Annotated in this window: 17 protein-coding genes and 2 pseudogenes; 11 read left to right on the top strand and 8 right to left on the bottom strand. The window is 75.1% G+C overall.

The features are described 5' to 3' along the window. Nucleotides 1–131: 131 nt before the first annotated feature. The 4 genes from KPF47_RS08820 to KPF47_RS08835 form a co-directional block, all read right to left on the bottom strand. On the bottom strand, nt 132–1,064 hold the full coding sequence (locus KPF47_RS08820; RefSeq protein ID WP_224388018.1) for an alpha/beta hydrolase: 933 nt from the start codon (nt 1,062–1,064) through the stop codon (nt 132–134). A gap of 67 nt (nt 1,065–1,131) precedes the next feature. Further along, on the bottom strand, nt 1,132–1,851 hold the full coding sequence (locus KPF47_RS08825) for an FAD-binding oxidoreductase (RefSeq protein ID WP_224388019.1): 720 nt from the start codon (nt 1,849–1,851) through the stop codon (nt 1,132–1,134). A gap of 2 nt (nt 1,852–1,853) precedes the next feature. Further along, complete coding sequence (locus tag KPF47_RS08830; protein ID WP_224388020.1) at nt 1,854–2,474, bottom strand: sulfite oxidase-like oxidoreductase; 621 nt, start codon at nt 2,472–2,474, stop codon at nt 1,854–1,856. A 44-nt stretch (nt 2,475–2,518) separates the two neighbouring features. Next, on the bottom strand, nt 2,519–3,013 hold the full coding sequence (locus tag KPF47_RS08835) for a DUF3237 domain-containing protein (protein ID WP_224388021.1): 495 nt from the start codon (nt 3,011–3,013) through the stop codon (nt 2,519–2,521). A 260-nt stretch (nt 3,014–3,273) separates the two neighbouring features. Between KPF47_RS08835 and KPF47_RS08840 the strand changes: the two genes are divergently transcribed. From KPF47_RS08840 to KPF47_RS08855, 4 genes are all read left to right on the top strand, one after another. After that, entirely contained in the window at nt 3,274–5,205 is a 1,932-nt protein-coding gene (locus tag KPF47_RS08840; RefSeq protein ID WP_255659351.1) for a methylmalonyl-CoA mutase family protein, read from the top strand. Continuing rightward, the gene (scpA, locus tag KPF47_RS08845; RefSeq protein ID WP_224388023.1) at nt 5,202–7,412 is read left to right on the top strand and encodes a methylmalonyl-CoA mutase; all 2,211 of its coding nucleotides are present in this window, start codon (nt 5,202–5,204) and stop codon (nt 7,410–7,412) included. Before KPF47_RS08840 ends, scpA begins: the two co-directional genes overlap by 4 nt. A gap of 79 nt (nt 7,413–7,491) precedes the next feature. Next, nucleotides 7,492–8,475, top strand: a complete 984-nt coding sequence (meaB, locus tag KPF47_RS08850; RefSeq protein WP_224388024.1) for a methylmalonyl Co-A mutase-associated GTPase MeaB — start codon at nt 7,492–7,494, stop codon at nt 8,473–8,475. 61 nt (nt 8,476–8,536) lie between these two features. Next, nucleotides 8,537–9,682: a VanZ family protein gene (locus KPF47_RS08855; RefSeq protein ID WP_224388025.1), complete on the top strand. Its 1,146-nt coding sequence runs from the start codon at nt 8,537–8,539 to the stop codon at nt 9,680–9,682. A 4-nt stretch (nt 9,683–9,686) separates the two neighbouring features. Here the strand turns inward: KPF47_RS08855 and KPF47_RS08860 are convergent, their stop codons facing one another. Then, a complete protein-coding gene (locus tag KPF47_RS08860; protein WP_224388026.1) occupies nt 9,687–10,427 on the bottom strand; it encodes an HpcH/HpaI aldolase/citrate lyase family protein in 741 nt (246 codons plus the stop codon). Between the two features lie 89 nt (nt 10,428–10,516). Here KPF47_RS08860 and KPF47_RS08865 point away from each other — a divergent pair, with 89 nt between their 5' ends. Genes KPF47_RS08865 through KPF47_RS08875 form a run of 3 tightly spaced genes read left to right on the top strand, consistent with a single transcriptional unit; the run spans nt 10,517 to nt 12,490 of the window. Then, nucleotides 10,517–10,969, top strand: coding sequence for a hypothetical protein (locus KPF47_RS08865; RefSeq protein WP_224388519.1), 453 nt, complete (start codon nt 10,517–10,519; stop codon nt 10,967–10,969). Nucleotides 10,970–11,019: 50 nt separating this feature from the next. After that, on the top strand, nt 11,020–11,544 hold the full coding sequence (locus KPF47_RS08870; protein WP_308015371.1) for an ABC transporter substrate-binding protein: 525 nt from the start codon (nt 11,020–11,022) through the stop codon (nt 11,542–11,544). Nucleotides 11,545–11,599: 55 nt separating this feature from the next. Further along, nucleotides 11,600–12,490, top strand: a complete 891-nt coding sequence (locus tag KPF47_RS08875) for an NAD(P)-dependent oxidoreductase (protein WP_224388027.1) — start codon at nt 11,600–11,602, stop codon at nt 12,488–12,490. Between the two features lie 19 nt (nt 12,491–12,509). Here KPF47_RS08875 and KPF47_RS08880 read toward each other — a convergent pair. Both KPF47_RS08880 and KPF47_RS08885 read right to left on the bottom strand, forming a co-directional pair. Further along, nucleotides 12,510–14,018: pseudogene (locus tag KPF47_RS08880) on the bottom strand (diguanylate cyclase domain-containing protein); the annotation flags it as partial. A 124-nt stretch (nt 14,019–14,142) separates the two neighbouring features. Further along, entirely contained in the window at nt 14,143–16,692 is a 2,550-nt protein-coding gene (locus KPF47_RS08885; RefSeq protein ID WP_224388028.1) for an RNA helicase, read from the bottom strand. A gap of 157 nt (nt 16,693–16,849) precedes the next feature. On the opposite strand from KPF47_RS08885, the gene KPF47_RS08890 reads away from it, so the two are divergent. The 4 genes from KPF47_RS08890 (at nt 16,850) to KPF47_RS08905 (ending at nt 24,503) form a co-directional block, all read left to right on the top strand. Further along, nucleotides 16,850–18,769, top strand: a complete 1,920-nt coding sequence (locus tag KPF47_RS08890) for a histidine kinase (RefSeq protein WP_224388029.1) — start codon at nt 16,850–16,852, stop codon at nt 18,767–18,769. Nucleotides 18,770–18,842: 73 nt separating this feature from the next. Then, nucleotides 18,843–19,577 carry a beta-phosphoglucomutase family hydrolase gene (locus tag KPF47_RS08895; protein ID WP_224388030.1) on the top strand — a complete coding sequence of 245 codons (735 nt, stop codon included), beginning with the start codon at nt 18,843–18,845 and terminating at the stop codon, nt 19,575–19,577. Continuing rightward, the gene (locus tag KPF47_RS08900; protein ID WP_224388031.1) at nt 19,574–21,958 is read left to right on the top strand and encodes a glycoside hydrolase family 65 protein; all 2,385 of its coding nucleotides are present in this window, start codon (nt 19,574–19,576) and stop codon (nt 21,956–21,958) included. The genes KPF47_RS08895 and KPF47_RS08900 overlap by 4 nt, the downstream gene beginning before the upstream one ends. 274 nt (nt 21,959–22,232) lie before the next feature. Next, nucleotides 22,233–24,503 (top strand): ATP-binding domain-containing protein, encoded by a 2,271-nt coding sequence (locus tag KPF47_RS08905; RefSeq protein WP_224388487.1) that lies wholly within the window; start codon nt 22,233–22,235, stop codon nt 24,501–24,503. Here the strand turns inward: KPF47_RS08905 and KPF47_RS08910 are convergent. Next, nucleotides 24,500–25,397, bottom strand: a pseudogene (locus KPF47_RS08910) (IS5 family transposase). The gene KPF47_RS08905 and the pseudogene KPF47_RS08910 sit on opposite strands and share 4 nt — an antisense overlap. Nucleotides 25,398–25,436 lie beyond the last annotated feature (39 nt).

Here is a 25,436-nt window from a genome sequence, read left to right on the forward strand (position 1 = left end):
AGGACATCGTCGCGACGACGGCGCGTCGTTACGTCGCGAGAACAGGCGATAGACCGTCGCTTATACGGAGTGTGGTCACTCACAGGGTCCGATGGGCCGACCGGGGAGTGTCCGTACGCCGTCCGGCCCAGTCAGGCGGGGACGGCGAGCGTGCGTCGCAGGAAGTCGACCTGCGCCGACACGGACCGCTCGAACATCTCCCCGAGGTAGATGTCGAAGTGCCCGCAGGGCAGCTCCAGCACCTCCGAGCCCGCACCGGCCCGGGCGGCGACCGCGCGCACCGACGCCGGCGGCGCGATCGAGTCCCGTGCCGCGACGACGACGAGGATCGGCGCCCGCAGCCGGGCCGCGGCCGTCACCGGGCGGTTGAGCGGGATCCGCAACGCACCGCGGGCCCGCATGGTGTTGCGGAACGCGGGCCCGGTGATCGAGGAGTAGCCGCTCTCGGCGTCGTGCGAGGTGATCGCCGCGGTCGACCCGGGCGGCCCGAACACGGCGATCCGGTGCGGCGGCCGCCCGAGCAGCCCCGCGGCGGCGTCGCGCAGCCCGTGCCCGGTGAGCCGGGCCAGCTGCGCGGGCCCGGCGTAGCGCAGGATCTCCAGCAGCGCGGCGGTGCCGTCCATCGCCGCGCCCTGGGAGATCACCGCGGCGACCTGGCCGTCGCGGGCCGCGACCGGCACCACGTGCCCGCCGGAGTAGGAGCTCCCCCAGAGCACGATCCGCTCGGGGTCGACCCCGGGCAGCGTGCGGGCGTGCGCGACCGCCGCGTGGTAGTCGGCGCGGTGTCGGCCGTGGTGCACGTCCTGGTCCAGGCGGGGGTCGCCGGTGCCGTCGGAGGCGCCGAACCCGCGGTAGTCGAACACCAGCACCGCGCAGCCCGCCGCGGCGAAGCGCTGCGCGAACGGGAGCAGCCCGGAGTCGCGGGTCGCGCCGAACCCGTGTGCCATCACCACACAGGGGCGGCCGCGGTCGTTCGCGAGCTCCGCACCGGACGGGGCCAGGTACCAGGCGGCGCAGCGCAGCCCGGCGCTGCGGAACGACGTCTCGGCGGGGGTGACGGTCATCGTCGGCTCCTGCGGTGCGCGGGCGGGGCGGCGCCATCCTGCCGCACGCCCGCGGCCTGCCGCAGGGTCAGGCCCCGGTCGGCCCGAACTGCTCGATCCGGATGGCGTGGTCCGGGACACCGGCCGCCGCCAGCAGGTCGGCCGCGTCGGCGGCGAAGCCGGGCGAGCCGCAGACGAACGCGGTCTCCCCGCCCCGGACCAGCGGGGCGAGGTCGGCCACCGTGAGCCGGCCCGCCGGTCGGGCCGCGTCGGGCGGCGCGACGCGGGTGAAGACCGCGGTGACCGGTGGCCCGGTGAGCTCGTCGCCGTAGAACAGGTCCTCGGGCGTGCGGACCGACACCAGCATCCGGACCAGGTCCGGACGGCCGGTCGCGCGGGCGTGGCGCAGCATCGCGGCCAGCGGTACCTGGCCGGACCCGCCACCGACCAGCAGGGCGGGGGAGACCCCGTCCCAGGCGAACCACCCGCCGACCGGTCCGCGTACCTCCAGCACGTCCCCGACGGCGGCGACGTCGTGCAGGAAGCCCGAGACCTCGCCGTCGTCGAGCCGCTCGACGGTCAACGCGATCTCCGGGCGCCCGTCGGGCGCCGAGGCGACGGAGTAGGAGCGCTGCGCGGTGTAGCCGTCCTCCGCGGTCAGCCGCAGCACGTAGTACTGGCCGGGCAGGTGCGTGGCGGGCTCGTCCAGACCGAGCCGCAACGTGCGCACCCCCGGGGCCTCGTCGTGCACCGCCAGCACGGTGGCGGCCTGCCAGCGCAGGGTCGCGCGGGAGGTGGTGGCGCCCATCCTCAGTCCCCCTGGAACCGCTGCTCGGCCCACGGGTCGCCACGGTCGTGGTAGCCGTTGCGCTCCCAGAAGCCGGGCTCGTCCTCGGCGACCAGGCGCAGCCCGGCCACCCACTTCGCGCTCTTCCAGAAGTACAGGTGCGGCACCAGCAGCCGGGCCGGTCCGCCGTGCTCGCGGGTCAGCGGCTCCGGGCGGTCGGGCGCGGTCGCGGCCTCGAACGCCACCCACGCCCGGCCGCCCGTGAGGTCGGACAGCGGCATGTTCGTGGTGTAGCCCGAGTGCGAGTGCGCCACGACGAACCGCGCCTGCGGGAGCGGGCCCGCGGCCTCCAGCAGGGTGTCGACCGCCACCCCGCTCCAGCTCATCCCGAACTTCGACCAGGTGGTCACGCAGTGGATGTCGCCGTCCCACCGTTCCCGGGGCAGCGTGCGGATCTCGTCCCAGGTCCACTCGACGGGACGCTGGACCAGGCCGTCGATCCGGAACGTCCAGCGGGTGGTGTCCAGGACGGGGGCGCGCTCGGCGGTGAGCACCGGCCACTGGTCGCCGACGTCGTACTGGCCGGGTGGCAGCCGCTGGTCACGCGGCCTGCGGCCGACGAATCCTCGGGTCACGCGGGGCATGCCGTCCACAATGCCGCCCCGCCCGCCGTTGTTCCCACCGCGGGTCACGTCACGAGGTAGGCGTCGTAGGCGACCGCGTCGGCGGTGCGCACCGCGGAGCCGACGAGGACCGCGGTGTTGAGCCAGGCCAGGTCGGGGTCGGCGGTGCGGGCGTCGACCACGACGCGGAAGTAGTAGCGGGCCGGGTCGACCGGCTCGCCGGCGAGCAGCGCGTCCAGCACCGGGGCCGGCCCGGTGCGGTACCCGGCGGTCGCGAGCTGGAGCAGGTGGCCCGAGCGCAGCGCGACGGTGTAGCGGGTGTCGATCACGGCGGTGCCGTCGTCGAGCACCCGCTGGCGGTCGGCGCCGCCGCGCAGCACCTCGCCGTGCAGGCCCTCGCCGTCGCGGCCGGGACCGGACACCGTGCCGCCGACGATGGGGATCTCCCGTTCCCGCCCGAACGGGGTCCGGCCGACCTCCAGCGGCGGATCGAGCAGGACGTGGACGCGGGCGACCGGGGTCAGCCCGGGTACGGCGGGTGCGGGTCCAGGAGTCGGCACGGCCCCAGACTGGCGCCCGGGGGACCCCCGGGGCTACCCGTGAGGACTACCGGCGGGGAACGGCCGGGTGCTCGCCGCGAGGCCCCCGGACGGTCCCGTTGCGCCAGTCGGGTGCATCACAGGCCGTGCGCGCCTCGCCACAGCGCATGCCCCCGGAGGCACCGGCTCACTAGACTCCGCGGCACTTCGGTGGCGTCGATGACGGCGCCATCCGGCGGGCAACGAGGCCGCCCCGCGGGCCGGTGAGGAGAACAGAGCGGATGACGGACAGTGACCGCAGCGCGGCCGACCGCGCAGCCGGTCCGGAGGGCTCTGCCGTGGACGGTCCGGTCGAGCCGGAGGAGCTCGTCCTCGCGGGCGGTTCCGACCCGGTCACCCGCGACCGGTGGCTCGCCGCCGCGGACGCGGTGGTGCGCAGATCGGGCCGGATCGGCGAGGACGCCGAGCTCGGGGCCGGGGTCGAGACGCTGACCCGCACCTCGCCCGACGGGATCCGTGTCGCGCCGCTCTACGCCGACGAGGACGTCACCGACCTCCCGCCCACCGGCGTGCCTGGCTCGTGGCCGTTCACCCGCGGTGCCCGCACCGACGGGCACGTCCCGGACGGCTGGGACATCCGCCAGCGCCACGCCGGCACCGACCCGGCCGCGGTCCGCGAGGCCGTGCTCGCCGACCTGGAGTGCGGTGTCACCTCGGTCTGGCTGCGGGTGGGTGAGGGCGGCGTCGCCGTCGCCGACCTGGCCCGTGCCCTGGAGGGGGTGCACCTGGACCTGGCCGGGGTCGCCCTGGACGCCGGGACCGAGCAGGTCGCCGCGGCCCACGCCTACCTGGACCTGGCCGCCCGCAACGGCGTCGAGGACGCCGAGCTGCTCGGCTCGCTGGGCGTCGACCCGATCGGGCTGCGTGCCCGCGCGGGCTCCGGCCCGGACGTCGACTCGGTCGTCGAGGTCGCCCGCCGCGTGCACGGCACCTTCGACGCGATCACCGCGATCACCGTCGACGCCACCGTGATCCGCGAGGCGGGTGGTTCCGATGCCCAGGAGCTGGGCTGGTCCCTCGCCGCGGGCGTCGCCTACCTGCGGGCCCTGGACGCCGCGGGCATCGGTGTCGCCGACGCGGCCCGGCTGCTGGAGTTCCGCTACGCGGCCACCCCCGAGCAGTTCCCGACGATCGCGACACTGCGCGCCGGGCGCAGGCTGTGGGCCCGGGTGCTGGAGGCGTCCGGGGTCACCGACGTGCCGCAGACCCAGCACGCCACCGTGCCCGACGCCCTGTTCACCCGGCGCGACCCGTGGGTGAACATGCTGCGCGGCACCGTCGCCGGGTTCGCCGCCGGTGTCGGCGGCGCCGACGCGGTCACCGTGCCGCCGTTCGACGCCGCCCTCGGGGTGGCCGAGCCGTTCTCCCGCCGCATCGCCCGCAACACCCAGAACCTGCTGGTGGAGGAGTCGCACCTGGCGCGGGTCATCGACCCGGCAGGCGGGTCCTGGTACGTCGAGCACCTCACCGACGACCTCGCCCGGGTGGCCTGGGAGTTCTTCGTCGAGATCGAGACCGCGGGCGGCGCCGTCGCCGCGCTCGACTCCGGCCTGGTCGCCGATCGGGTCGGCGAGGTCCGCGCCCGCCGCGAGGCCGACGTCGCGAAGCGCAGGACGCCGCTCACCGGCGTCTCGGAGTTCCCCGACCTGGACGAGAAGCCGGTCGAGCGCACCCCGCTGCCGCCGGCCGTCGAGCGCGGGGGGCTGCCGCTCTACCGCCCCGCCGAGGCCTACGAGGCCCACCGGGACCGCTCCGACGCGCTGCTGGCCGAGACGGGTTCTCGCCCCACCGCCTTCCTGGCGACCCTCGGCCCGCTGGCGGTCTACACCGCCCGCGCCGGGTTCACCCGCAACCTCCTGGCCGCGGGCGGTGTCGACACCGTCGACGCCGGCCCGACCGAGACCGCCGCCGACGTCGTCGAGGCGTTCGGGAAGAGCGGCTCGCCGGTCGCGGTGCTCTGCTCCTCGGACACGCTCTACGACGAGCGGGCCGCCGAGACCGCCGCCGCGCTGCGCGAGGCCGGGGCCGCGCACATCCTGCTCGCGGGGAAGCCGAAGGAGCCGGTGCCCGGCGTCGACGGCCACCTGTTCGCCGGCTGCGACGCCCTCGCCGTCCTGGACGACGTGTACACCCACCTGGAGGGCTCGAAGTGAGCATTCCCGACTTCACCGGCGTGCCGCTCCTGGGCGACACCGCTCCCGCGACCACCTGGACCGGCTCCGCCGACGTCTGGGAGGCCCCGGAGGGGATCGGCGTCAAGCCGCTCTACACCGCCGAGGACCTCGCCGGTGTGGACTTCCTGCACACCTACCCGGGCATCACCCCGTACCTGCGCGGGCCCTACCCGACGATGTACACCAACCAGCCGTGGACGGTGCGCCAGTACGCCGGGTTCTCCACCGCGGCGGAGTCCAACGCGTTCTACCGGCGCAACCTCGCCGCCGGGCAGAAGGGTCTGTCGATCGCGTTCGACCTGGCCACCCACCGCGGCTACGACTCCGACCACCCCCGCGTCGCGGGCGACGTCGGCATGGCCGGGGTCGCGATCGACTCGATCCTGGACATGCGCCAGCTGTTCGACGGCATCCCGCTGGACAGGATGTCGGTGTCGATGACGATGAACGGGGCCGTGCTCCCGGTGCTGGCGCTCTACATCGTCGCCGCCGAGGAACAGGGCGTGAGCCCCGAGAAGCTGACCGGGACCATCCAGAACGACATCCTCAAGGAGTTCATGGTCCGCAACACCTACATCTACCCGCCGCAGCCGTCGATGCAGATCATCTCCGACATCTTCGGCTTCACCAGCGCGAAGATGCCGAAGTTCAACTCCATCTCGATCTCCGGCTACCACATCCAGGAGGCGGGGGCGACCAACGACCTGGAGCTCGCCTACACCCTCGCCGACGGCGTGGAGTACCTGCGGGCCGGTGTCGACGCGGGCCTGGACATCGACAAGTTCGCGCCGCGGCTGAGCTTCTTCTGGGCGATCGGCATGAACTTCTTCATGGAGGTCGCGAAGATGCGGGCCGCGCGCCTGCTCTGGTCGAAGCTCGTGAACCGGTTCGAGCCGCAGAACGCCAAGTCGCTGAGCCTGCGCACGCACTCGCAGACCTCCGGCTGGTCGCTGACCGCCCAGGACGTCTACAACAACGTGGTGCGCACCTGCATCGAGGCGATGGCCGCCACCCAGGGCCACACGCAGTCGCTGCACACCAACGCCCTCGACGAGGCCCTCGCCCTGCCGACGGACTTCTCCGCGCGGATCGCCCGCAACACCCAGCTGCTGCTGCAGCAGGAGTCGGGCACCACGAACGTCGTCGACCCGTGGGGCGGCTCCTACTACGTCGAGAAGCTCACCTACGACCTCGCCAAGCGGGCGTGGGCGCACATCGACGAGGTGGAGAAGGCCGGCGGCATGGCCCAGGCCATCGACGCCGGCATCCCCAAGATGCGCGTCGAGGAGGCCGCGGCCCGCACCCAGGCCCGCATCGACTCCGGGCGCCAGCCGGTCATCGGGATCAACAAGTACGTCGTCGAGGCCGACGAGCAGATCGACGTGCTCAAGGTCGACAACGCGAACGTGCGCCGCGAGCAGCTGGAGAAGCTGGCCCGGCTGCGCGCCGAGCGCGACGACCGCGCCGTCGACGAGGCGCTGCGCGCGCTCACCGGCGCCGCGGAGAAGATCGCCGAGGGCTCGTCGCGCACCGACGACGAGAACCTGCTCCAGCTGGCCGTGAACGCGGCCCGCGACCAGGCCACCGTCGGGGAGATCTCCGACGCACTGGAGAAGGTCTTCGGGCGCCACGCCGGACAGATCCGGATCATCTCCGGTGTGTACTCCGCCGAGGCCGGGCAGAACCCGGCGATCGACCGCGCCCGCGAGCTCGTCTCCGAGTTCGCCGGCCACGAGGGCCGCCAGCCCCGCATCCTGGTCGCGAAGATGGGCCAGGACGGCCACGACCGCGGCCAGAAGGTCATCTCCACCGCCTTCGCCGACATCGGCTTCGACGTCGACGTCGGGCCGCTGTTCCAGACCCCGGCCGAGGTCGCCAAGCAGGCCGCCGAGTCCGACGTGCACGTGATCGGCGCGAGCTCGCTGGCGGCCGGGCACCTCACGCTGGTCCCGGAGCTGCGCCGCGAGCTCGCCGAGCTGGGCCGCGCGGACATCATGGTCGTCGTCGGCGGGGTCATCCCGCCCGCGGACGTCCCGGAGCTGCTGGAGATGGGCGCGGCCGCGGTGTTCCCGCCCGGCACCGTCATCGCCGAGGCCGCGGTCGACCTGCTCGGCAAGCTGTCCGCGGCCCTCGGTCACGGCGACGGCGACACCGGGGGCACGCCCGGCAGCGTCTACGCCGACTGAGGCACCGCCCCGCCGGGCCCGGTGCGTGCACCGGGCCCGGGCCTCGTCCGACCCCGTCCCGCAAGGAGAGCGCCCGCCGATGGCCCCACGTGTCCCCGACCCCGCGGAGCTCGCCCGCGGCGTCCTGGCCGGAGACCGCACCCTGCTCGCCCGGGCCATCACCCTGGTCGAGTCCAGCCGGCCCGACCACCAGCGGGCCGCCCAGGAGCTGCTGCTGGAGCTGACGCCCAAGGCCGGACACGCGGTGCGGGTCGGCATCTCCGGGGTACCCGGCGTCGGGAAGTCGACGTTCATCGAGGCGATGGGCTCGCGGCTCACCGCCCAGGGCCACCGGGTGGCGGTGCTCGCCGTCGACCCGTCCTCGACCCGGACCTGCGGGTCCATCCTGGGTGACAAGACCCGGATGCCGCGGCTGGCCGTCGACCCGGACGCGTTCGTGCGCCCGTCGCCGTCGGCGGGCACGCTCGGCGGGGTGGCGCGGCGTACCCGCGAGACGATGGTGATGATGGAGGCCGCCGGGTTCGACGTCGTGCTCGTCGAGACCGTCGGGGTCGGGCAGTCCGAGACCGCGGTCGCGGGGATGGTCGACACCTTCCTGTTCCTCACCATCGCGCGCACCGGCGACGCGCTGCAGGGGATCAAGAAGGGCATCCTGGAGCTCGCCGACGTCGTCGCCGTCAACAAGGCCGACGGCCCGCACGAGCGCGACGCCCGCGCCGCGGCCCGCGAGCTCGCCGGCGCGCTGCACATGATGACCCCCACCTCCGCGCACTGGCGGACCCCGGTGCTGTCCTGCTCCGCCCAGACCGGCGCGGGCCTGGACACCGTGTGGGAGAAGGTCACCGCGCACCGGGAGGCCCTCGACAAGGGCGGTGAGCTCGCGACGCGGCGGGCCGACCAGCAGGTCGAGTGGATGTGGCAGATGGTGCGCGACCGGCTCATGGACCGCGTCCTGCACGACCCGGCGACGGCCGAGCGGCTGCCGGCACTGACCGCCGAGGTCCGCGACGGCGGCCTCACGCCCACCCTCGCCGCCCAGCAGATCCTCGACGTCCTGGGCTGAACCCCGAACCACCCGTTTCGGTCCCCGGGCGCGGCCCGGCCGGTCGCTAGCGTCGGGCACCGTGAACGACCGGATCATCCCCGGGGTGCTCGCGATCGGCCTCGGGTCGGCGCTGGTGCTGGCCGTGCTCGTCCCCGCCGTCGCGCTGACCTACCGCCGCCGCGGCCGTTTCGGGCCCGGCGAACTGGCCGTGCTCGTCGCCGTCCCGGTGTACGGCCTGGCGATCCTCGGCTACACGCTGCTCCCGCTGCCCCAGGTCGACGCGGCGTTCTGCGCCGGGCGCACCGCGGCGGACTCGCTGCAGACCCGGCCGTTCGCCTTCGTCGGCGACATCGCCCGGATCGCCGCGCGCCAGGACGCGACCGGGGTGCGGGCCTGGCTGGCCAACGCCGCCGTGCAGCAGGTGGTGCTGAACGTGGTGCTGTTCGCGCCGCTGGGCTGGTTCCTGCGCGGGGTGTTCCGCCGCTCGCTCCCGGTCACGGTCCTGGCCGGGTTCGCGGTGTCGGTGCTGGTCGAGGCCACCCAGTACACCGGCAACTGGTTCCTGTTCCCGTGCGCCTACCGGCTCGCCGACGTCGACGACCTGATCGCCAACACCACGGGCGCGCTGCTCGGCGGTCTGGCCGCGACCCTGCTGCGGCCCCGCTCGTGGGACGCCGGCGGTGACCCCGGGCGGCCCGCCCCGGTGACCGCCGGTCGCCGGCTGCTCGGCGCGCTGTGCGACCTGACGGCGGTCTGGGTGACCGGATCCATGATCGGGACGCTGCTGCTCGCCGGGACCGCGCTCTCCGGGTACACCGGCGGGCCCCTGCCCGACTGGTTCGACACCGCGAACGCGGTGTTCGGTTTCGGGCTGCCGCTGCTGGTGTTCCTGGTGGTCCCGCTGGTCGGCAGCGGCGGCACGGTCGGTCAGCGCGCGGTGCGGCTGCGGCCCGCGCTGCCCGACGGCGGCGTCCCGGGCCGCGGCCGTCGCCTCGCCCGGGTGCTGCTGGGCACCGGTGGGTTCCTGCTGCTGTCCGGGCCGTCCGGCGGACTCGGGCTGTTCGGGCTGCTGTGGGGGGTCGCCGGTCTGGTCGGGCTGTGGCGCAGCACCGGGCACCGCGGGGTCGCCGGGCGGCTCACCGGCCTCGCGATGGTCGACGCCCGGCGACCCGCCCGCACGGCCGCGGACGGCCGGCCCGCGGCGCACGACCTCGCCGCGGGCTGACCGGTCAGGGCCGTGCCCCGGCCAGCCTCTCCGCCAGCGCCGACCGCAGGATCGCCTGCTCGGCGGCGAGCATCGTGAACGTGCACCCCAGCGCCCGGAAGCGCCGGGCGTGCGCGGGGGAGTCGCAGTAGATCCCCACCGGTACCCCGGCCCGCGCGCACTGCGCGGTGATCCCGGCGACGAGCTCGGCGTAGCGGTCGGCGTCCGGCCCGTCCTCGTCCTGGGCGCGCAGGGCGAAGCCGTGGGCCAGGGCCAGGTCCGAGGGCCCGACGAACACCGCCGACAGCCCGTCGACGGCCACGATGGCGGCCAGGTTCGCCACCGCGGCGACCGTCTCGACCATCACCACCGTCCGCGGCGCCGCGAACACGTCCCCGCCCCGCCACGACGGGCGCACCGGCCCGAAGCTGCGCACCCCGTCCGGCGGGTAGCGGCACGCGGCGACCGCCGCCGCGGCCTGCTCGGCGGTGTCGACCAGCGGCACGATCACGCCGTCGGCGCCCCGGTCGAGGGCTCGCCCCACCGCCTCGGCGCCGTGCCCGGGGACCCGCACCAGCGACGGCGTCCCGGTGGCGGACAGGGCCTGCAGCATGCCGAGGACGGTGTCGTCGCCGATCAGCCCGTGCTGGGTGTCGACACACACCAGGTCGAAGCCGACGGAGCCGGCGATCTCGGCGACGGCGGGGGAGGGCAGCTGCAGCCAGCCACCGACCGCGTCGCCGGTGAACAGGGGATCCGGTGTCATCCGACGACCGTGCCGCCCCGCCCGCCCGACGCGCCAGTCGAGACCGGCGTCTCGTTGTGGATCGCGCGGCCGTCCGCTGGGATGGATAGGTGAGGCTCACCTTCCTTGCCCGCGCCCTGCTCGCGGTGCTCTGCCTGCTCGTGCTCGCCGGCTGCGGCGCCACCGCCACCGGGACCCCCCCACCCCCGGCTCGCCCCGCACCCGCGGACGCCGACGGCGCCGCCCCCACCGTGCTGCCCGCGGACCGGGGCTCGACCGAGCCCGACGGTGTCTTCCCGCGCACGGTCACCCACGAGACGGGCACGTCCACGATCCCGGCACCGCCCCGGCGGATCGTGGTCATCTCCACCGGGCAGCTCGACGGGCTGCTGTCCCTGGGCGTCGTCCCCGTGGGGGCGACCCGGGCCGAGGCGGCCACGATGGTCCCGGACTACCTCACCGAGGCGTTCCCGCAGCACCGGGCCGCGCTGGCGGCGATGGCCGACCTCGGCCTGCGCACCGCCCCGGCGGTCGAGGCGGTCGCCGCGGCGCGCCGGACCTGATCCTGGCCAACGTCGCCGGGGCGGAGGACTTCTACCCCCAGCTGTCCGCGATCGCACCGACCGTGATGACCCGCGGCAACGGGGTGAACTGGAAGACCGACCTGCTGCTGCTCGGACACGCGCTGGGCCGGGCCGGTGCCGCGCAGGGGATCGTCGACGACCTCGCCGGGCGGGCCCGCGACGTCGGCGCGCGTGCCGGGGCCGTGGAGGTCTCGTTGCTGCGTGTGCAGGCCGCCCGGGTCCGGGTGTTCGGCGTCGGCTCCTTCCCCGGCTCGCTGCTCGCCGACGCCGGGATCGCCCGGCCGCAGAGCCAGCGCTTCGCCGCCACCTCGCGCGACCTGTCCACCGAGGAGCTCGGCCGGGCCGACGGCGGACGGATCTTCTACGGCGTCCAGGGCGCGGCTCCCGGCGCCGCGCCCCCGGCCCTGCTGACCGAGGGGGTCGGGGCCTCGCTCGGCGCCGTCCGGAACCGGCACACCACCGCCGTCGACGACGACACCTGGTTCCTCAACGCGGGCCCGCAGGCCGCGCGCGTGGTGCTCGACGACCTGACCGCGGCGCTCGGGACGGGGTGAGCCCTGCGGGGCGGGCACGGGGCGGACGGGCACGACGGGGTGCGATCATCACCCCATGTCGTCGCCGTCCGCGCAGCCGGTGTCCCTGCCCGCCCGGCCGGTGGTCGGGGTCCTGCACCCCGGCGCGATGGGCGCCGCGCTCGGGTCGGCGCTCAAGGCCCGCGCGGGCGCGGTGATCTGGGCCGACGCCGGGCGCTCGCACGCCACCGCCAAGCGCGCCGAGCTGGCCGACCTGCAGGCGGTGCCGACCGTCGCCGACCTCGCCGCCCGGGCCGACGTGATCGTGTCGATCTGCCCGCCGCACGCCGCGCGCGAGGTGGCGGGCCTGGTGGGCGCCGGGCTGGCCGGGCGCACCGACCGCCCGCTCTACGTCGAGGCCAACGCGGTCGCCCCGGACACCGTCCGCGGCATCGCGACACTGCTCGGCGACCGCGCGACCGTCTGCGACGGCGCCGTCATCGGCCCGCCCGCCTGGACGGCGGGCACCACGACGCTGTGGCTGTCCGGGCCCGGGGCGGACACCGCCGTGACCCTGTTCGAGCCGGGCCCGTTCGACGCCCGGGTGCTCGGCACCGCCGGGACCGACCTGGGCGCCGCGAGCGGGCTGAAGGCCTGCTTCGCGCTGCAGAGCAAGGCCGCACCCATGCTGTGGCTGGCGCTGGAGGAGGCCGCCGCGGCGTTCGGCGTCACCGGGGCCCTGCACGCCGAATTGGACCGGGCCGGGATCGACCACGCCGCCGCGCTGGCCCGCGCCCGGGAGCGGATGGCGGGAAAGGCGTGGCGCTGGGCGGGGGAGATGGACGAGGCGGCCGACGCGTTCGCCGCCGCCGGGGTGCCCGACGGCTTCTCCCGCGCCGCCGCCGAGCTCTACCGGCGCGCCCTGCCGGCACGCCTCGTCGAGCACCCAGCGGCACGACGAGTCCGGTCTCCTCGGCGAGCGGGATGAACCGGTCCGGGCCGAGCAGCTGCCCGTCGGGGCGCTGCCAGCGGACCAGGGCCTCCACCCCGATCGTCTGCTCGTCGGCCAGGCGCACCAGCGGCTGGTAGACCACCACGAAGTCGTCGCGGCGCAGCGCCTCGGGCATCTGGGAGGAGAGCTCGAAGCGGGCGAGGTCGTCGCGGTGCCGGTCACGGTCGTAGAGCACGTAGCGGCCGCGCCCGGCCCGCTTGGCCGAGTACAGCGTGGTGTCGGCGGCGGCGAGGAGCTCGTCGGTGCCCAGCTCGCCGTCGTGGCGCACCACGCCGACGCTGGCGGAGATGACGATGTCGCGGCCGTCGACGCGGACCGGCCTGCGTACCGTGCCCAGCGCCCGGGACGCGACCTCCTCCAGCTCGGCCCGGTCGGCGGACCGGGGGACCAGCACGACGAACTCGTCGCCGCCCATCTGCGCCACCAGGTGCCCGCCGGGTTCCAGGGCGGCCCGCAGCCGGTCGGCCAGCACCTGCAGCAGCCGGTCCCCGGCCTGGTGGCCCAGGGTGTCGTTGACGACCTTGAACCCGTCGAGGTCGAGATAGCAGACCCCGGGCCGGGCGTCCGGGGAGCCGTCCTCGATCGCGGCGTCGAGGCGTTCGAAGAACAGGGACCGGTTGGGCAGCCCGGTCAGCGGGTCGTGCGTCGCGTGGTGGGCCAGGTCCTCCTGCATCCGCAGCTGCTCGGTCACGTCGGTCACCACCGCGACGAGCAGCTCCTCACCGGTGCCGGGGGCGCCGAGCGTCGTGATCACCGTGTCGGTCCAGAGCGGCGCGCCGTCGCCGCGGCGGACCGGGCGTACCGTGCGCAGCCGGTCCAGCGAGCCGTCGAGCAGCCGCGGCCGCTCCGCCCACACCTCGGGTGCGTCCTGCGGGGACACCAGGTCGGCGACGTTCATCCCGAGCAGCTGCGCGGGGGTGTAGGCGAACATCGTCGCGACGGTCTCGTTGACCTCGACCATCCGGCCGTCCGGCTCGAAGATCACGATGCCGACGGCGGCGGAGTCGACGACGGTGCGCAGCCGCAGGTCCGAACGCCGGCGGGCGTCCTCGGCGGCCCGGCGGGCCTCCAGCGCGGCCCGGGTCACCTGCTCGTGCTCGTCGAGGACGAGACGGCGGGTGGCCTCGGTGAACCCGCGGGCGAACGCGGCCAGCACGGCCGCGATCCGCCGGACCCGGGCGGCGGTGTCGGCGGCGGGTTCCAGGTGCGCCCCCAGCAGCTCCATCCCGATCTCCATGCAGCCCGGGTGGTGGATCCGCGCCCGTACCAGGTCGCCGCCCGCGGTGGCCGGGACGGCCGGGTCGTAGGGGTCGGCGAGCGCGGCCTCGCGCAGCGCCGCGGTGACCCGGTCGACGACCGGGCGCAGCTCCGCCACCGGCTCCACCGAGCGCCGGGCCAGCTCCGAGGCCCCCGGCCCGGCCAGCGCCGCGGGCTCGGGGAGCGCGGCGGGGACGAGGGCCCGTCCGTGGTCGGCGCGAGCAGCGGCGACGTCGGCCTGCTGCATCCACCGCCCCCGTTCGCTCCGGTGGGAGGGACTTCCCTCATGATCGAGGAACACCGTAACCGATCCGACCCCTCCGGTGGGGCCGACCGGGTTACGTCCGTACGCGCGGGACCGGCCGGACGGGTCAGACAGGCGACCCGTCGGTCACGTCCGTCACCCACATGACGGCTTCGCCCGCCTCGTCGGAGGCGGCGAGGTCCACCTCGGCGGTGATCGCCCAGTCCCGGTCGCCCGCCGGGTCGCCGAGCACCTGGCGCACCAGCCAGCGGTCGGCCTCCTCCGTGAGGTCGAACAGCTCGGGGCCGCGGGCGTCGGGCCCGAAGCCGATCCGGTCGTGGAGTGCGAAGTACGGGGCCAGGGCGTCCCGCCAGCGGTCGGCGGTCCAGCCGGCGTCGGCGTCGAGGTCGCCCAGCTCCGCGTAGCGGCCCATGGCGGCGAGCTCGACCCGGCGGAACAGGGCGTTGCGCACCATGACCCGGAAGGCGCGGGCGTTGCCGGTGACCCCGGTCGGCGTGGCGACGGCGACCTCGGCCCCGGGCGGCAGCACCTCCCCGTCGGCGCCGGCCCCGGCGGCGAGCTTCTCCCACTCGTCGAGCAGCGAGGAGTCGGTCTGGCGGACCAGCTCGCCCAGCCATTCGACGAGGTCGGTGAGCTCCTCGGTGCGGGCGTGCTCGGGCACGGTCTGGCGCAGCGCCCGGTAGGCGTCGGCCAGATAGCGCAGGACCAGGCCCTCGGAGCGGGCGAGCTGGTAGTGCGAGACGTACTCGGTGAACGTCATGGCCCGCTCGCTCATGTCGCGCACCACCGACTTCGGCGACAGCACGGCGTCGGCGACCCACGGCGCGCCGCGGCGGTAGGTCTCCAGCGCCGCCTGCAGCATCTCCTCCAGGGGCTTGGGGTGGGTGACCTCCTCCAGGCGGGCCATCCGCTCCTCGTACTCGATCCCGTCGGCCTTCATCGCCGCGATCGCCTCGCCGCGGGCCTTGTTCTGCTGGGCGGCGAGGATCTGGCGGGGGTCGTCGAGGGTCGACTCGATCACCGAGAGCACGTCGAGGGCGTAGGTCGGCGACTCCCGGTCGAGCAGCTCGAACACCGCCAGCGCGAACGGCGACAGCGGCTGGTTGAGGGCGAAGTCCAGCTGCAGCTCGTCGACCACCCGCGCCCGTGGACGGGCCGCCCCCTCCACGGTGTACTGCTCGACGACGCCGGAGGTGCGCAGTGCCCGGTAGATCGCGATCGCCCGCAGCATGTGCTTGAGCTGCCGCTTGCGGGGCTCGTGGTTGTCGGTGAGCAGGTGCTCCATCGCGGCGTAGGTGTCCCCGCCGCGCGAGACGACGTTGAGCAGCATCGCGTGGGTGACCTCGAAGTGGCTGGTCAGCGGCTCGGGGCGGGCCTGCTGGAGCTTCTCGAACGAGGTCTGCGACCAGCCCACGAACCCCTCGGGCGGCTGCTTGCGCGCGACCTTGCGGCGCTTCTTCGGGTCGTCGCCGGCCTTGGCCAGTGCCTTGGCGTTCTCGATGTCGTGCTCGGGGGCCTGTGCGACGACGGTGCCGACGGTGTCGTACCCGGCCCGGCCGGCCCGGCCGGCGATCTGGTGGAACTCGCGGGCCTTGAGCGGGCGCACGCGGCGGCCGTCGTACTTGGACAGGGCGGTGAACAGCACCGTGCGGATGGGCACGTTGATGCCGACGCCGAGGGTGTCGGTGCCGCAGATGACCTTCAGCAGCCCGGCCTGGGCGAGGGTCTCCACCAGCCGTCGGTAGCGGGGGAGCATGCCGGCGTGGTGCACGCCGATGCCGTGCCGGACCAGCCGGGACAGGGTGCGGCCGAACCCGGAGGTGAACCGGAACGCCCCGATCGTCTCGGCGATCGCGGCCTTGTCCTCCTTGGAGGTGACGTTGACGCTCATCAGCGCCTGCGCCCGCTCGACGGCGGCCTGCTGGGTGAAGTGCACGACGTAGACCGGGGCCTCGCGGGTGGCCAGCAGCTCGGTGATCGTCTCGTGCAGCGGCTCGACGACGTAGCGGAAGTGCAGCGGGACCGGCCGCTGGACCGAAGTGATCTCGGCGGTCTCCCGGCCGGTGCGCCGGGTCAGGTCCTCGGCGAAGAAGGACGTGTCACCCAGGGTGGCGCTCATCAGCAGGAACTGCGCCTGCCCCAGCTCGACGATCGGCACCTGCCAGGCCCAGCCGCGTGACGGGTCGGCGTAGAAGTGGAACTCGTCCATGATCACCGAGCCGACGTCGGCCCCCGGTCCCTCGCGCAGCGCGAGGTTGGCCAGGATCTCCGCGGTGCAGCAGATGATCGGCGCCTTCTCGTTGACCGCGGCGTCGCCGGTGAGCATGCCGACCTTGTCCGCGCCGAACACCTCGCACAGCGCGAAGAACTTCTCGCTGACCAGGGCCTTGATCGGCGCGGTGTAGACGCTGCGCTCCCCGCGGGCCAGCGCCGCGGCGTGCGCCCCGATCGCGACCAGCGACTTCCCTGAGCCGGTCGGCGTCGAGAGGATCACGTTGGCACCGGTGACCAGCTCGAGCATCGCCTCCTCCTGCGCCGGGTAGAGCGACAGGCCGCGCTCGTCGAACGCCCACTCGGCGAAGGTGTCCACCAGGTCGGCGGGATCCGGGGGGTTCGCGGGGTCGGAGGTGCGGGGCAGCCGGTCGGTGAGCGTCATGATGGGACCGATCGTCGCAGACACCCCCGGCACCGGGCGCCGCAGCGCCGAGGTGGCGCCCGCACTCGCCCGTGCGGGGGATAGCGTGGATGCCGTGGTGGGGGGCGGTGCGACGCACGGCGCCGGGCGGGTGGGCGCCGCGGGGTCTGCTGCGCCCATGCCCGAGCTCGTCCCGCCGATGCTGCCCGCCGCCGGGGAGCTGACCGACGCGGGCGACCCGGACCGCTGGGCGGTCGAGTTCGCGTGGGAGGGGCACCGTTGCGTGGCCTACGCCCGGCCGGGCCGGGTCCGGCTGCTGTCGTCCACCGCGCGCAGCGTGACCGGCTCCTTCCCCGAGCTGGCGGTGCTCGGTGAGCAGGCCCCGGCGGGTGGGATGGTGCTCGACGGCACCGTCGTCGCCCTCGACGAGGCGGGCCGTCCGTCGCGCGGGCCGCTGCTGCGCCGTACCGCGACGGTGTCGCCGGACGCGGCGCTGCGGGCCGAGGTGCCGGTCGGCTACGTCGTCACCGACCTGCTGTGGTGCGACGGCCGCCGGACCCTGGAGCTGCCCTACCGGCGGCGCCGCGCGGAGCTGGAGGCCCTCGACCTGGCCGGGCCGAAGATCCTCGTCCCCCCGTCGTTCGGGCTGGACGAGGCCGATCTCGTGGTCCGCACGGCCGAGCGCTACGGCCTCGACGGGCTGCACCTCAAGCGTCTGGACCTGCCCTACCAGCCCGGGCGACGCACCCGGAACTGGCTGCGGGTGCCGCTGCGCAGGCACCGGCAGGTGCTGGTCGCGGGATGGGTGCCCGCCGGGGGCCCCGGCGGCGGCCGGGACCGGATCGGGGCGGTGCTGCTGGCGCTGCCCGAGCCCGACGGGATCCGCTACGTGGGCCGGGTCGGGATCGGTGCGGCCGACGTCGACGCCCGCACCGTCGTGCGCGTCCCCGCCACCGGGTCCGCTCCGCTCGGGGTGCCCGACGGGATCGGCGCCGACGCCCGCTGGCTGGCCCCGGGGCTGGTCGCGGCGGTCGAGCACCGGGGCCGGACCGCCGCGGGGCGGCTCGCACTGCCGTCCTGGCGGGGGCTGGTGGTGCCCGCCGACCACGACGAGGAGCTGGCCGCGGCCGTCGAGGCGGCGCGCCGGGCGGCGTCGGCGGCCCGCCCGACCGTCGCGCTGCGCCGCCCCGGGACGCCCCCGGCCGGCCGCGCGACCGGCCCGGCGCCCGACCCCGGCCCGGACACGGTGGTGCTGCCCCGCGCCGGTGGCGTGGCGGCGCCCGGCGCCCGGCCCGCGCCCGGCGACGAGCAGGCCGCGCCGGGCACCCGGGGCGCCGGATCCGCGGGCGGCCCGGACCGCGACCGGTCCGTCCGCGGCGCCGCCCCGGACACCGCCGCCCCGGACACCGCCGCCCCGGACACCGCCGCCCCGGACACCGCCGCCCGGGGCACCGCCGCCCCGGACACCGCCGTTCCGGCCCGGCCCGGCGCGCACCGCGCACCGGCACCCGACGAGACCACCCGCATCCGGGTCCGCGACGCCGTCCCGCCCGCGCCGGGCGCACCACCGGCGGCGCCCGCCGCCCCGGACGGCCCCTGGCACGGTCCGCTGTCGCGGCGGCTGGAGCAGCACTTCGTCTACAACACCCTGAACACGATCGCCTCGCTGGTGCGCACCGACCCGCCCCGGGCGCGGGAGCTGCTGCTCGGCTTCGCCGACCTGTCCCGGGCCGCGGACCGGGCGGGGGAGCCGTCCATCCGGCTCGAGGAGGAGCTCGCCGCCGTGCGGGCGTACCTGCAGATCGAGCGGACCCGCTTCGGTGCCCGGCTGTCCACCGAGCTCGACGACCCCTCCGCCGCCGGGGTGGACCCGGCCTCGGCGGTCCCACCGCTCTCGGTGCTCGCCGCGGTCCGGCGCGGGGTGCAGGAGGAGATCGAGCCGCACACCGCGGGCGGGGCGGTGCACGTGCGGCTGGACCCGCAGGCGCCGGACGGGCCCGTCGCCCGGGTCGAGGCCCGTCCGGCGGCCCCGGCGGGGTCGCCCGCCCGTGCCCCGCTCGTCCTGCTGGTCCTGCCGCTGGGCGCGCCCGTCGTGTGACGCGTGTCGGCCCCGGAGTGGCGTGCACCGCCCGGAGCGACGGACCTTCATCGATCCGGATAGCGTGCGCGCCATGCTGGGGCTGCCCGAGGGCACACGCGCGTGCCTGTTCGACCTGGACGGCGTACTCACCGACACCGCGAGCGTCCACGCTGCGGCGTGGAAGCAGATGTTCGACGAGTACCTACGGACCCGCGACGGTGACGGCTTCCGCCCGTTCGACGTCGCGGCCGACTACGGCCCGTACGTGGACGGCAAGCCCCGTCTGGAGGGGACCCGCAGCTTCCTCGCCTCGCGCGGGATCGAGCTGCCCGAGGGCAGCCCGGACGACGCCGCGGACACCGAGTCCCTCTGGGGGCTCTCCACCCGCAAGAACGACCTCGTGCAGGAGCACATCCGCACCGACGGCGTGGAGGTCTACCCGGGCTCGCGCCGCTACCTGGAGGCGGTGAAGGACGCCGGGCTGGCCACGGCCGTCGTGTCCTCCAGCGCCAACGCCGAGCAGATCCTGCGGGTCACCGGGCTGGACGCCTTCATCGACCACCGGGTCGACGGCGTCACCGCCCGGGAGCGCGGCCTGCCCGGCAAGCCCGCCCCCGACACCTTCCTCACCGCCGCGGCCGACCTCGGGGTCGACCGGTCCGCCGCGGTCGTGTTCGAGGACGCGCTGGCCGGCGTGCAGGCCGGCCACGCCGGGGACTTCGGCGCCGTGGTCGGCATCGACCGTCTCGACCAGGCCGCCGCGCTGCGTGAGCACGGCGCGGACGTCGTCGTCACCGATCTCGCCGACCTGCTGGAGCGTTCGTGAAGCCCGAGCACCTGCCCACCTTCACCGTCGAGCCGTGGGTGATCCGCGAACCGCGCCTCGACCTGGACGCGATGGGGCAGACCGAGTCGGTGTTCGCGCTGTCCAACGGCCACATCGGGCTGCGGGGCAACCTCGACGAGGGCGAGCCGCACGTGCTGCCCGGCACCTACCTGAACTCGTTCTACGAGGTCCGCCCGCTGCCCTACGCCGAGGGCGGCTACGGCTACCCCGAGTCCGGGCAGACGATCATCAACACGACCAACGGGAAGCTGATCCGGCTGCTGGTCGACGACGAGCCGTTCGACCTGCGCTACGGCACCCTGCACCGGCACGAGCGGGTGCTCGACATGCAGGCGGGCACCCTGCACCGCGAGGTCGAGTGGGAGTCCCCGGCCGGGCGCCGGGTCCGGGTCCGCTCCACCCGGATGGTGTCGCTGACCCAGCGCGCGGTTGCCGCGATCTCCTACGAGGTCGAGCTGGTCAGCAACGGCAACGAGGGCAGCGGCGCGGCCGGGGACGGCGCGCTGCTGGTGCTGCAGTCCGAGCTCGTCGCCAACGAGCAGCTGCCCGGCCGCGACGCCGACGACCCGCGTCTGGACACCGCGCTGGACAACGTGCTGGAGCCCGAGCAGTCCCGGGCCGGTGACGCCGGTGCCACCCTGGTCCACCGGACCCGCAAGTCCGAGCTGCGCTGCGGCGCGGCGATGGAGCACGAGGTGTTCGGCCCCGAGGGCGTGCAGGTCTCCACCGACGCGAACGAGGACCTGGCCCGCACCACCGTCATCGCCCGCGTCAAGCCCGGCGGTTCGCTGCGCGTGGTCAAGTACCTGGCCTACGGCTGGTCCTCGCGGCGCAGCCTGCCCGCCGTCTACGACCAGGTGCGGGCCGCCATCGCCGCGGCCCGCTACACCGGCTGGGACGGCCTGGTCGCCGAGCAGCGCGACTACCTGGACGACTTCTGGGCCACCGCCGACGTCGAGATCGACGGCGACGCCGAGCTGCAGCAGGCCGTGCGGCTGGCGACCTTCCACATCCTGCAGGCCGGCGCCCGCGCCGAACGCCGCTGCATCCCGGCCAAGGGACTGACCGCCGACGGCTACGACGGCCACACCTTCTGGGACACCGAGACGTTCTGCCTGCAGGTGCTGTCCTTCGTCGCACCCGAGGCGGCGGCGGACGCGCTGCGCTGGCGCAAGTCGATCCTGCCGCTGGCCTTCGAGCGCGCCGAGACCCTCGGCCTCAAGGGCGCGGCGTTCCCGTGGCGCACCATCCGCGGCCACGAGTGCTCCGGCTACTGGCCGGCGGGCACGGCGGCGTTCCACATCAACGCCGACATCGCCGACGCGGTGAAGCGGCACGTGCACGCCACCGGCGACACCCGGTTCGAGCTGGAGGTCGGGCTGGAGCTGCTGGTCGCGACCGCGCGGCTGTGGCGTTCACTGGGCAGCCACGACTCGGCGGGCAACTTCCGCATCGACGGCGTCACCGGTCCGGACGAGTACTCCTCGATCGCCGACAACAACGTCTACACCAACCTGATGGCCCAGCAGAACCTGCGCTACGCCGCCGAGGTGGCGGCCAAGCACCCGCGGTCGGCGTCGCGGCTCGGCGTGGACTCCGAGGAGATCGCGTCCTGGCGCGACGCCGCGAGCGCCATGTTCATCCCGTTCGACGAGCGCCTGGGCGTGCACCCGCAGTCCGAGGGCTTCACCGACCACCAGCGGTGGAACTTCGAGGACACCCCGGCCGAGCGGTACCCGCTGCTGCTGAACTACCCGTACTTCGACCTCTACCGCAAGCAGGTCATCAAGCAGGCCGACCTGGTGCTGGCGATGCAGATCTTCCCCGAGGCGTTCACCGAGGAGCAGAAGCGCCGCAACTTCGCCTACTACGAGGCGATCACGGTGCGGGACTCGTCGCTGTCGGCGTGCACCCAGTCGGTGATGGCCGCCCGTACCGGCCACCTGGAGCTCGCCCACCAGTACCTGGCCGAGGCGGCCCTGGTCGACCTGCAGGACCTGGCGGGCAACACCGACCACGGGATGCACATCGCGTCGATGGCCGGGACCTGGTCCGCGGTGGTCCTCGGCTTCGGCGGGATGCGCTGCGAGGCCGACGGGCTGTCGTTCGCCCCGGTGCTGCCGCCGTCGCTGAGCCGGATCTCCTTCGGCCTGAAGTGGCAGGGACGCCGGATCCGGGTCTCGATCACCCCGGAGGAGACCGAGTACCGGCTCACCGACGGTGCCCCGCTGCGGCTGCGCCACCACGGCGGGCCGATCGCGCTCGACGACGAGGGTCCGGCCACCGCACCGACCCCCACCCCGGAGTGGGTGGAGCCGGTGGAGCAGCCCCACGGCCGGGCCCCGCGGGTCCGCGGCTGATCGCCGCGTCCCGGGTGCGGGCGCGGGTGCCGGGCCCGGCCGGCCGGCCGCGGCCCGTCACGTACCGGAAGGTCGTGCACCACTGGTAGCCTGGCCAGTCGCTCCGTCGGCGACAGGCTCGTCCTGGCACCGCGGGCGACACCTCGTGTACGTCCCCCCGGTGGAGGATCCCCGCGCCGTGCCCGAACCCACTCCCGCCGGCTCCCCGGCTGCCGCGGCCGACCCCGTCGCCCCGGCCGACCCGGAGCTCGCCCACGAACAGTCCTACGTGGCCATGCTCTACGAGCAGCTCGAGGACCGGCGCCGCGACACCGCGCGGCGGCTGGCCGACACGCTGCGCGAGGAGACCGTCGGCACCCCGCAGGCCATCACCCAGCGCGACGCCGCCGCCGAGATGCTCACCGACCGGCTGGCCGGGCTGCGGGCCGCCGAGCACGGCCTCGCGTTCGGGCGGCTGGACACCGACGACGGCGAGACCCGCTACGTCGGGCGCATCGGGCTGCTCGACGAGGACAACGAGTACGAGCCGCTGCTGATGGACTGGCGGGCCCCCGCGGCGCGCCCGTTCTACACCGCGACCGCCGCGAACCCGGAGGGGATGCGGCGGCGCCGGCACCTGCGCACCCGGCTGCGCTCGGTCGTCGCGATCGACGACGAGCCGCTCAACCTCGCCGAGATGACCGAGCAGGAGCGGGCGCGTTCCGGGTCCGGGCTGACCAGCGAGGCCGCGCTGCTCGCCGCGGTGTCGCAGGCCCGCACCGGCCGGATGGGCGACATCGTCGCCACGATCCAGGGGGAGCAGGACCGCATCATCCGGTCCAAGCCGTCCGGGGTGCTGGTCGTGCAGGGCGGGCCCGGCACCGGCAAGACCGCGGTGGCGCTGCACCGCGCGGCCTACCTGCTGTACACCCACCGCGACCGGCTCGCCCGCCGCGGCGTGCTCGTCGTGGGGCCCAACCCGACGTTCCTGCGCTACATCGGGCAGGTGCTGCCCTCGCTGGGGGAGACCAGCGTCGTGCTCGGCACGGTCGCCCAGCTGTTCCCGGGGCTCGACGCGCGGCGCACCGAGTCCGCGGCCGCCGCCGAGCTCAAGGGCCGCGCCGAGATGGCCCCGGTGATCGCCGCGGCCGTCCGGGACCGCCAGCAGCTGCCGCGGCGCCCGGTCGAGCTCGTCGTGGAGCAGCAGCGGGTCGTCCTCGACCGCGACACCGTCGCCCAGGCCCGCACCCGGGCCCGGCGCTCGCGCAAGCCGCACAACGAGGCCCGCCGGACGTTCCGCAAGGAGCTGCTGCGGCTGCTGGCCCAGCAGGTGGCGCGCACCGTCGGCGGCGGGGAGTCCGGGCTGCTCGACCGCCGCGACGTCGACGACATCCGCGACGAGCTCTCCGAGTCCGCCGCGGTGGCGCGCGAGCTGGAGGAGCTCTGGCCGACGCTCTCGCCCGAGCAGCTGCTCACCGACCTGTTCGCCGACCGCCGCCGGCTCAACTCGGTGGCCCGGCGGATCCCGGCCGGCGAGCGGGTGCTGCTGGAGCGCCCCGCCCCGGGCGACGACGTGCCCGCCGACCTGCGCTGGACCCCGGCCGACGTGGCGCTGCTCGACGAGGCGGCGGAGCTGCTGGGCGACGACGGCGCCGCGCGCGCCGCCGCCGAGGCGGCCGCCCTGCGCGAGGAGGTCGAGTACGCCCAGGGCGTGCTCGACGTCCTGGACCTGGAGGAGGACCTCGACCCGGAGCTGTTGCGCGCCACCGACATCATCGACGCCGACCGGCTGGCCGAGCGCATGCAGGTCTCGCGCTACGACTCGACCGCCGAGCGGGCCGCCGCCGACCGCGAGTGGACCTACGGCCACGTCATCGTCGACGAGGCGCAGGAGCTGTCGGCGATGGCCTGGCGGATGGTCATGCGTCGCGCCCCGGCCCGCTCGATGACCCTGGTCGGGGACATCGCCCAGACCGGGGACCGCGGCGGCGCCGGGTCGTGGGACGAGGTGCTGTCGCCGTTCGTGGCCCGTCGCTGGCGCCTGGAGCAGCTCACCGTCAACTACCGGACGCCGTCGGAGATCGCCGACGTCGCCGACGACGTGCTCGCCGAGATCGACCCCTCCCTGCGGCCGCCGTCCTCGGTGCGCTCGACCGGGGTGCCGCCGTGGGCGCAGGCGCTGCCCGGCGGCACCGACGACGACCGGGTGCTGGTCGAGCGGGTGCGGGCCGAGCGCGACGCCGTGGGCGACGGCCGCACCGTCGTCCTCGCACCGCTGGCCCGGCTGGACCGGGTCCGCGCCGCCCTGGACGCCGCCGGGCTCACCACCCCCGGGCCCGCGGAGGGGGAGTCCGAGCTGGACGCCCCCGTCGTGGTGCTGCCGGTCGCTGCCTCCAAGGGCCTGGAGTTCGACGCCGTCGTCGTCGTCGAGCCGCAGGAGATGCTGGACGAGTCCCCGCGCGGGCTCAACGACCTCTACGTCGCGATCACCCGCGCGACCCAGCGGCTCGGGGTGCTGCACTCCGGGGAGCTGCCACCGGTGCTCAAGCGGATCGGGCGCGCCTAGGGCGTGTCTCCTAAAGTGCGCAACCAGGTGACGATGGCCTTCAGTGCAACTCCGCCGCGGTAGGTCAGGGCGAGTTTGTCGTAGCGGGTCGCGAGGCCGCGCCACTGCTTGACCTCGCAGAACCCGCGTTCGACGACGTTGCGGCCGCGGTAGTCGACCCGGTCGAACGCCGGTGGTCGGCCGCCGCGTGTGCCGCGTCGTTTCCGGTGTCCCTGCTGGTCAGCCGGCTCCGGGATGACCGCGACGATCCGTCGTCTGCGCAGGTGGGCGCGGATGGCGCGTGAGGAGTAGGCCTTATCTGCGCGGACCCGCTCGGGTCGGGTCCGCGGTCGGCCCGGACCGACCCGTCCGACGCTCAGATGTGACATCAGGTGCGCGAACATCGGGGCGTCACCGGCCTGTCCGGGGCCGACCAGTACGACCAGCGGGCGGCCGTGTCCGTCAACGAGCTGGTGGATCTTCGTGCCGAGCCCTCCGCGGGAGCGGCCCAAGGCGTGATCGGGTGGCTCGATCAGCAGATTCTTGTAGTTCGATCCGGCCCCCTGTGTCTCGCTGCAGGGTCGCGGCGTGTTGGTGAGCGCGGATGATCGTCGAGTCGACCGACACGGCCCAGTCCACGAGACCGGCGGAGTCGGCATCGGCGAGCAGAGCTGCGAGAACGTGGTCCCAGGTGCCGTCACCGCAGTAGCGGCGGTGGCGTTTCCATAGGGTCTGCCACGGCCCGAACTCGACCGGGACATCACGCCAGGCCAGCCCGCAGCGGAACCGGTAGATGATCCCCTCGATCACTCTGCGGTGATCGGCGAACGGGCGCCCTGGCATCCCGTCCGACGAGGGCAGTAACGGCTCGAGTCGGTCCCACTGGGCATCGGTCAGGACGGCACGGCGCGACACCTACTGATCATCGCGCAGGCCCGACCAGCCGGGTTAGGA

The organism is Pseudonocardia sp. ICBG1293 (assembly GCF_020131355.1).
GTDB lineage: Bacteria > Actinomycetota > Actinomycetes > Mycobacteriales > Pseudonocardiaceae > Pseudonocardia.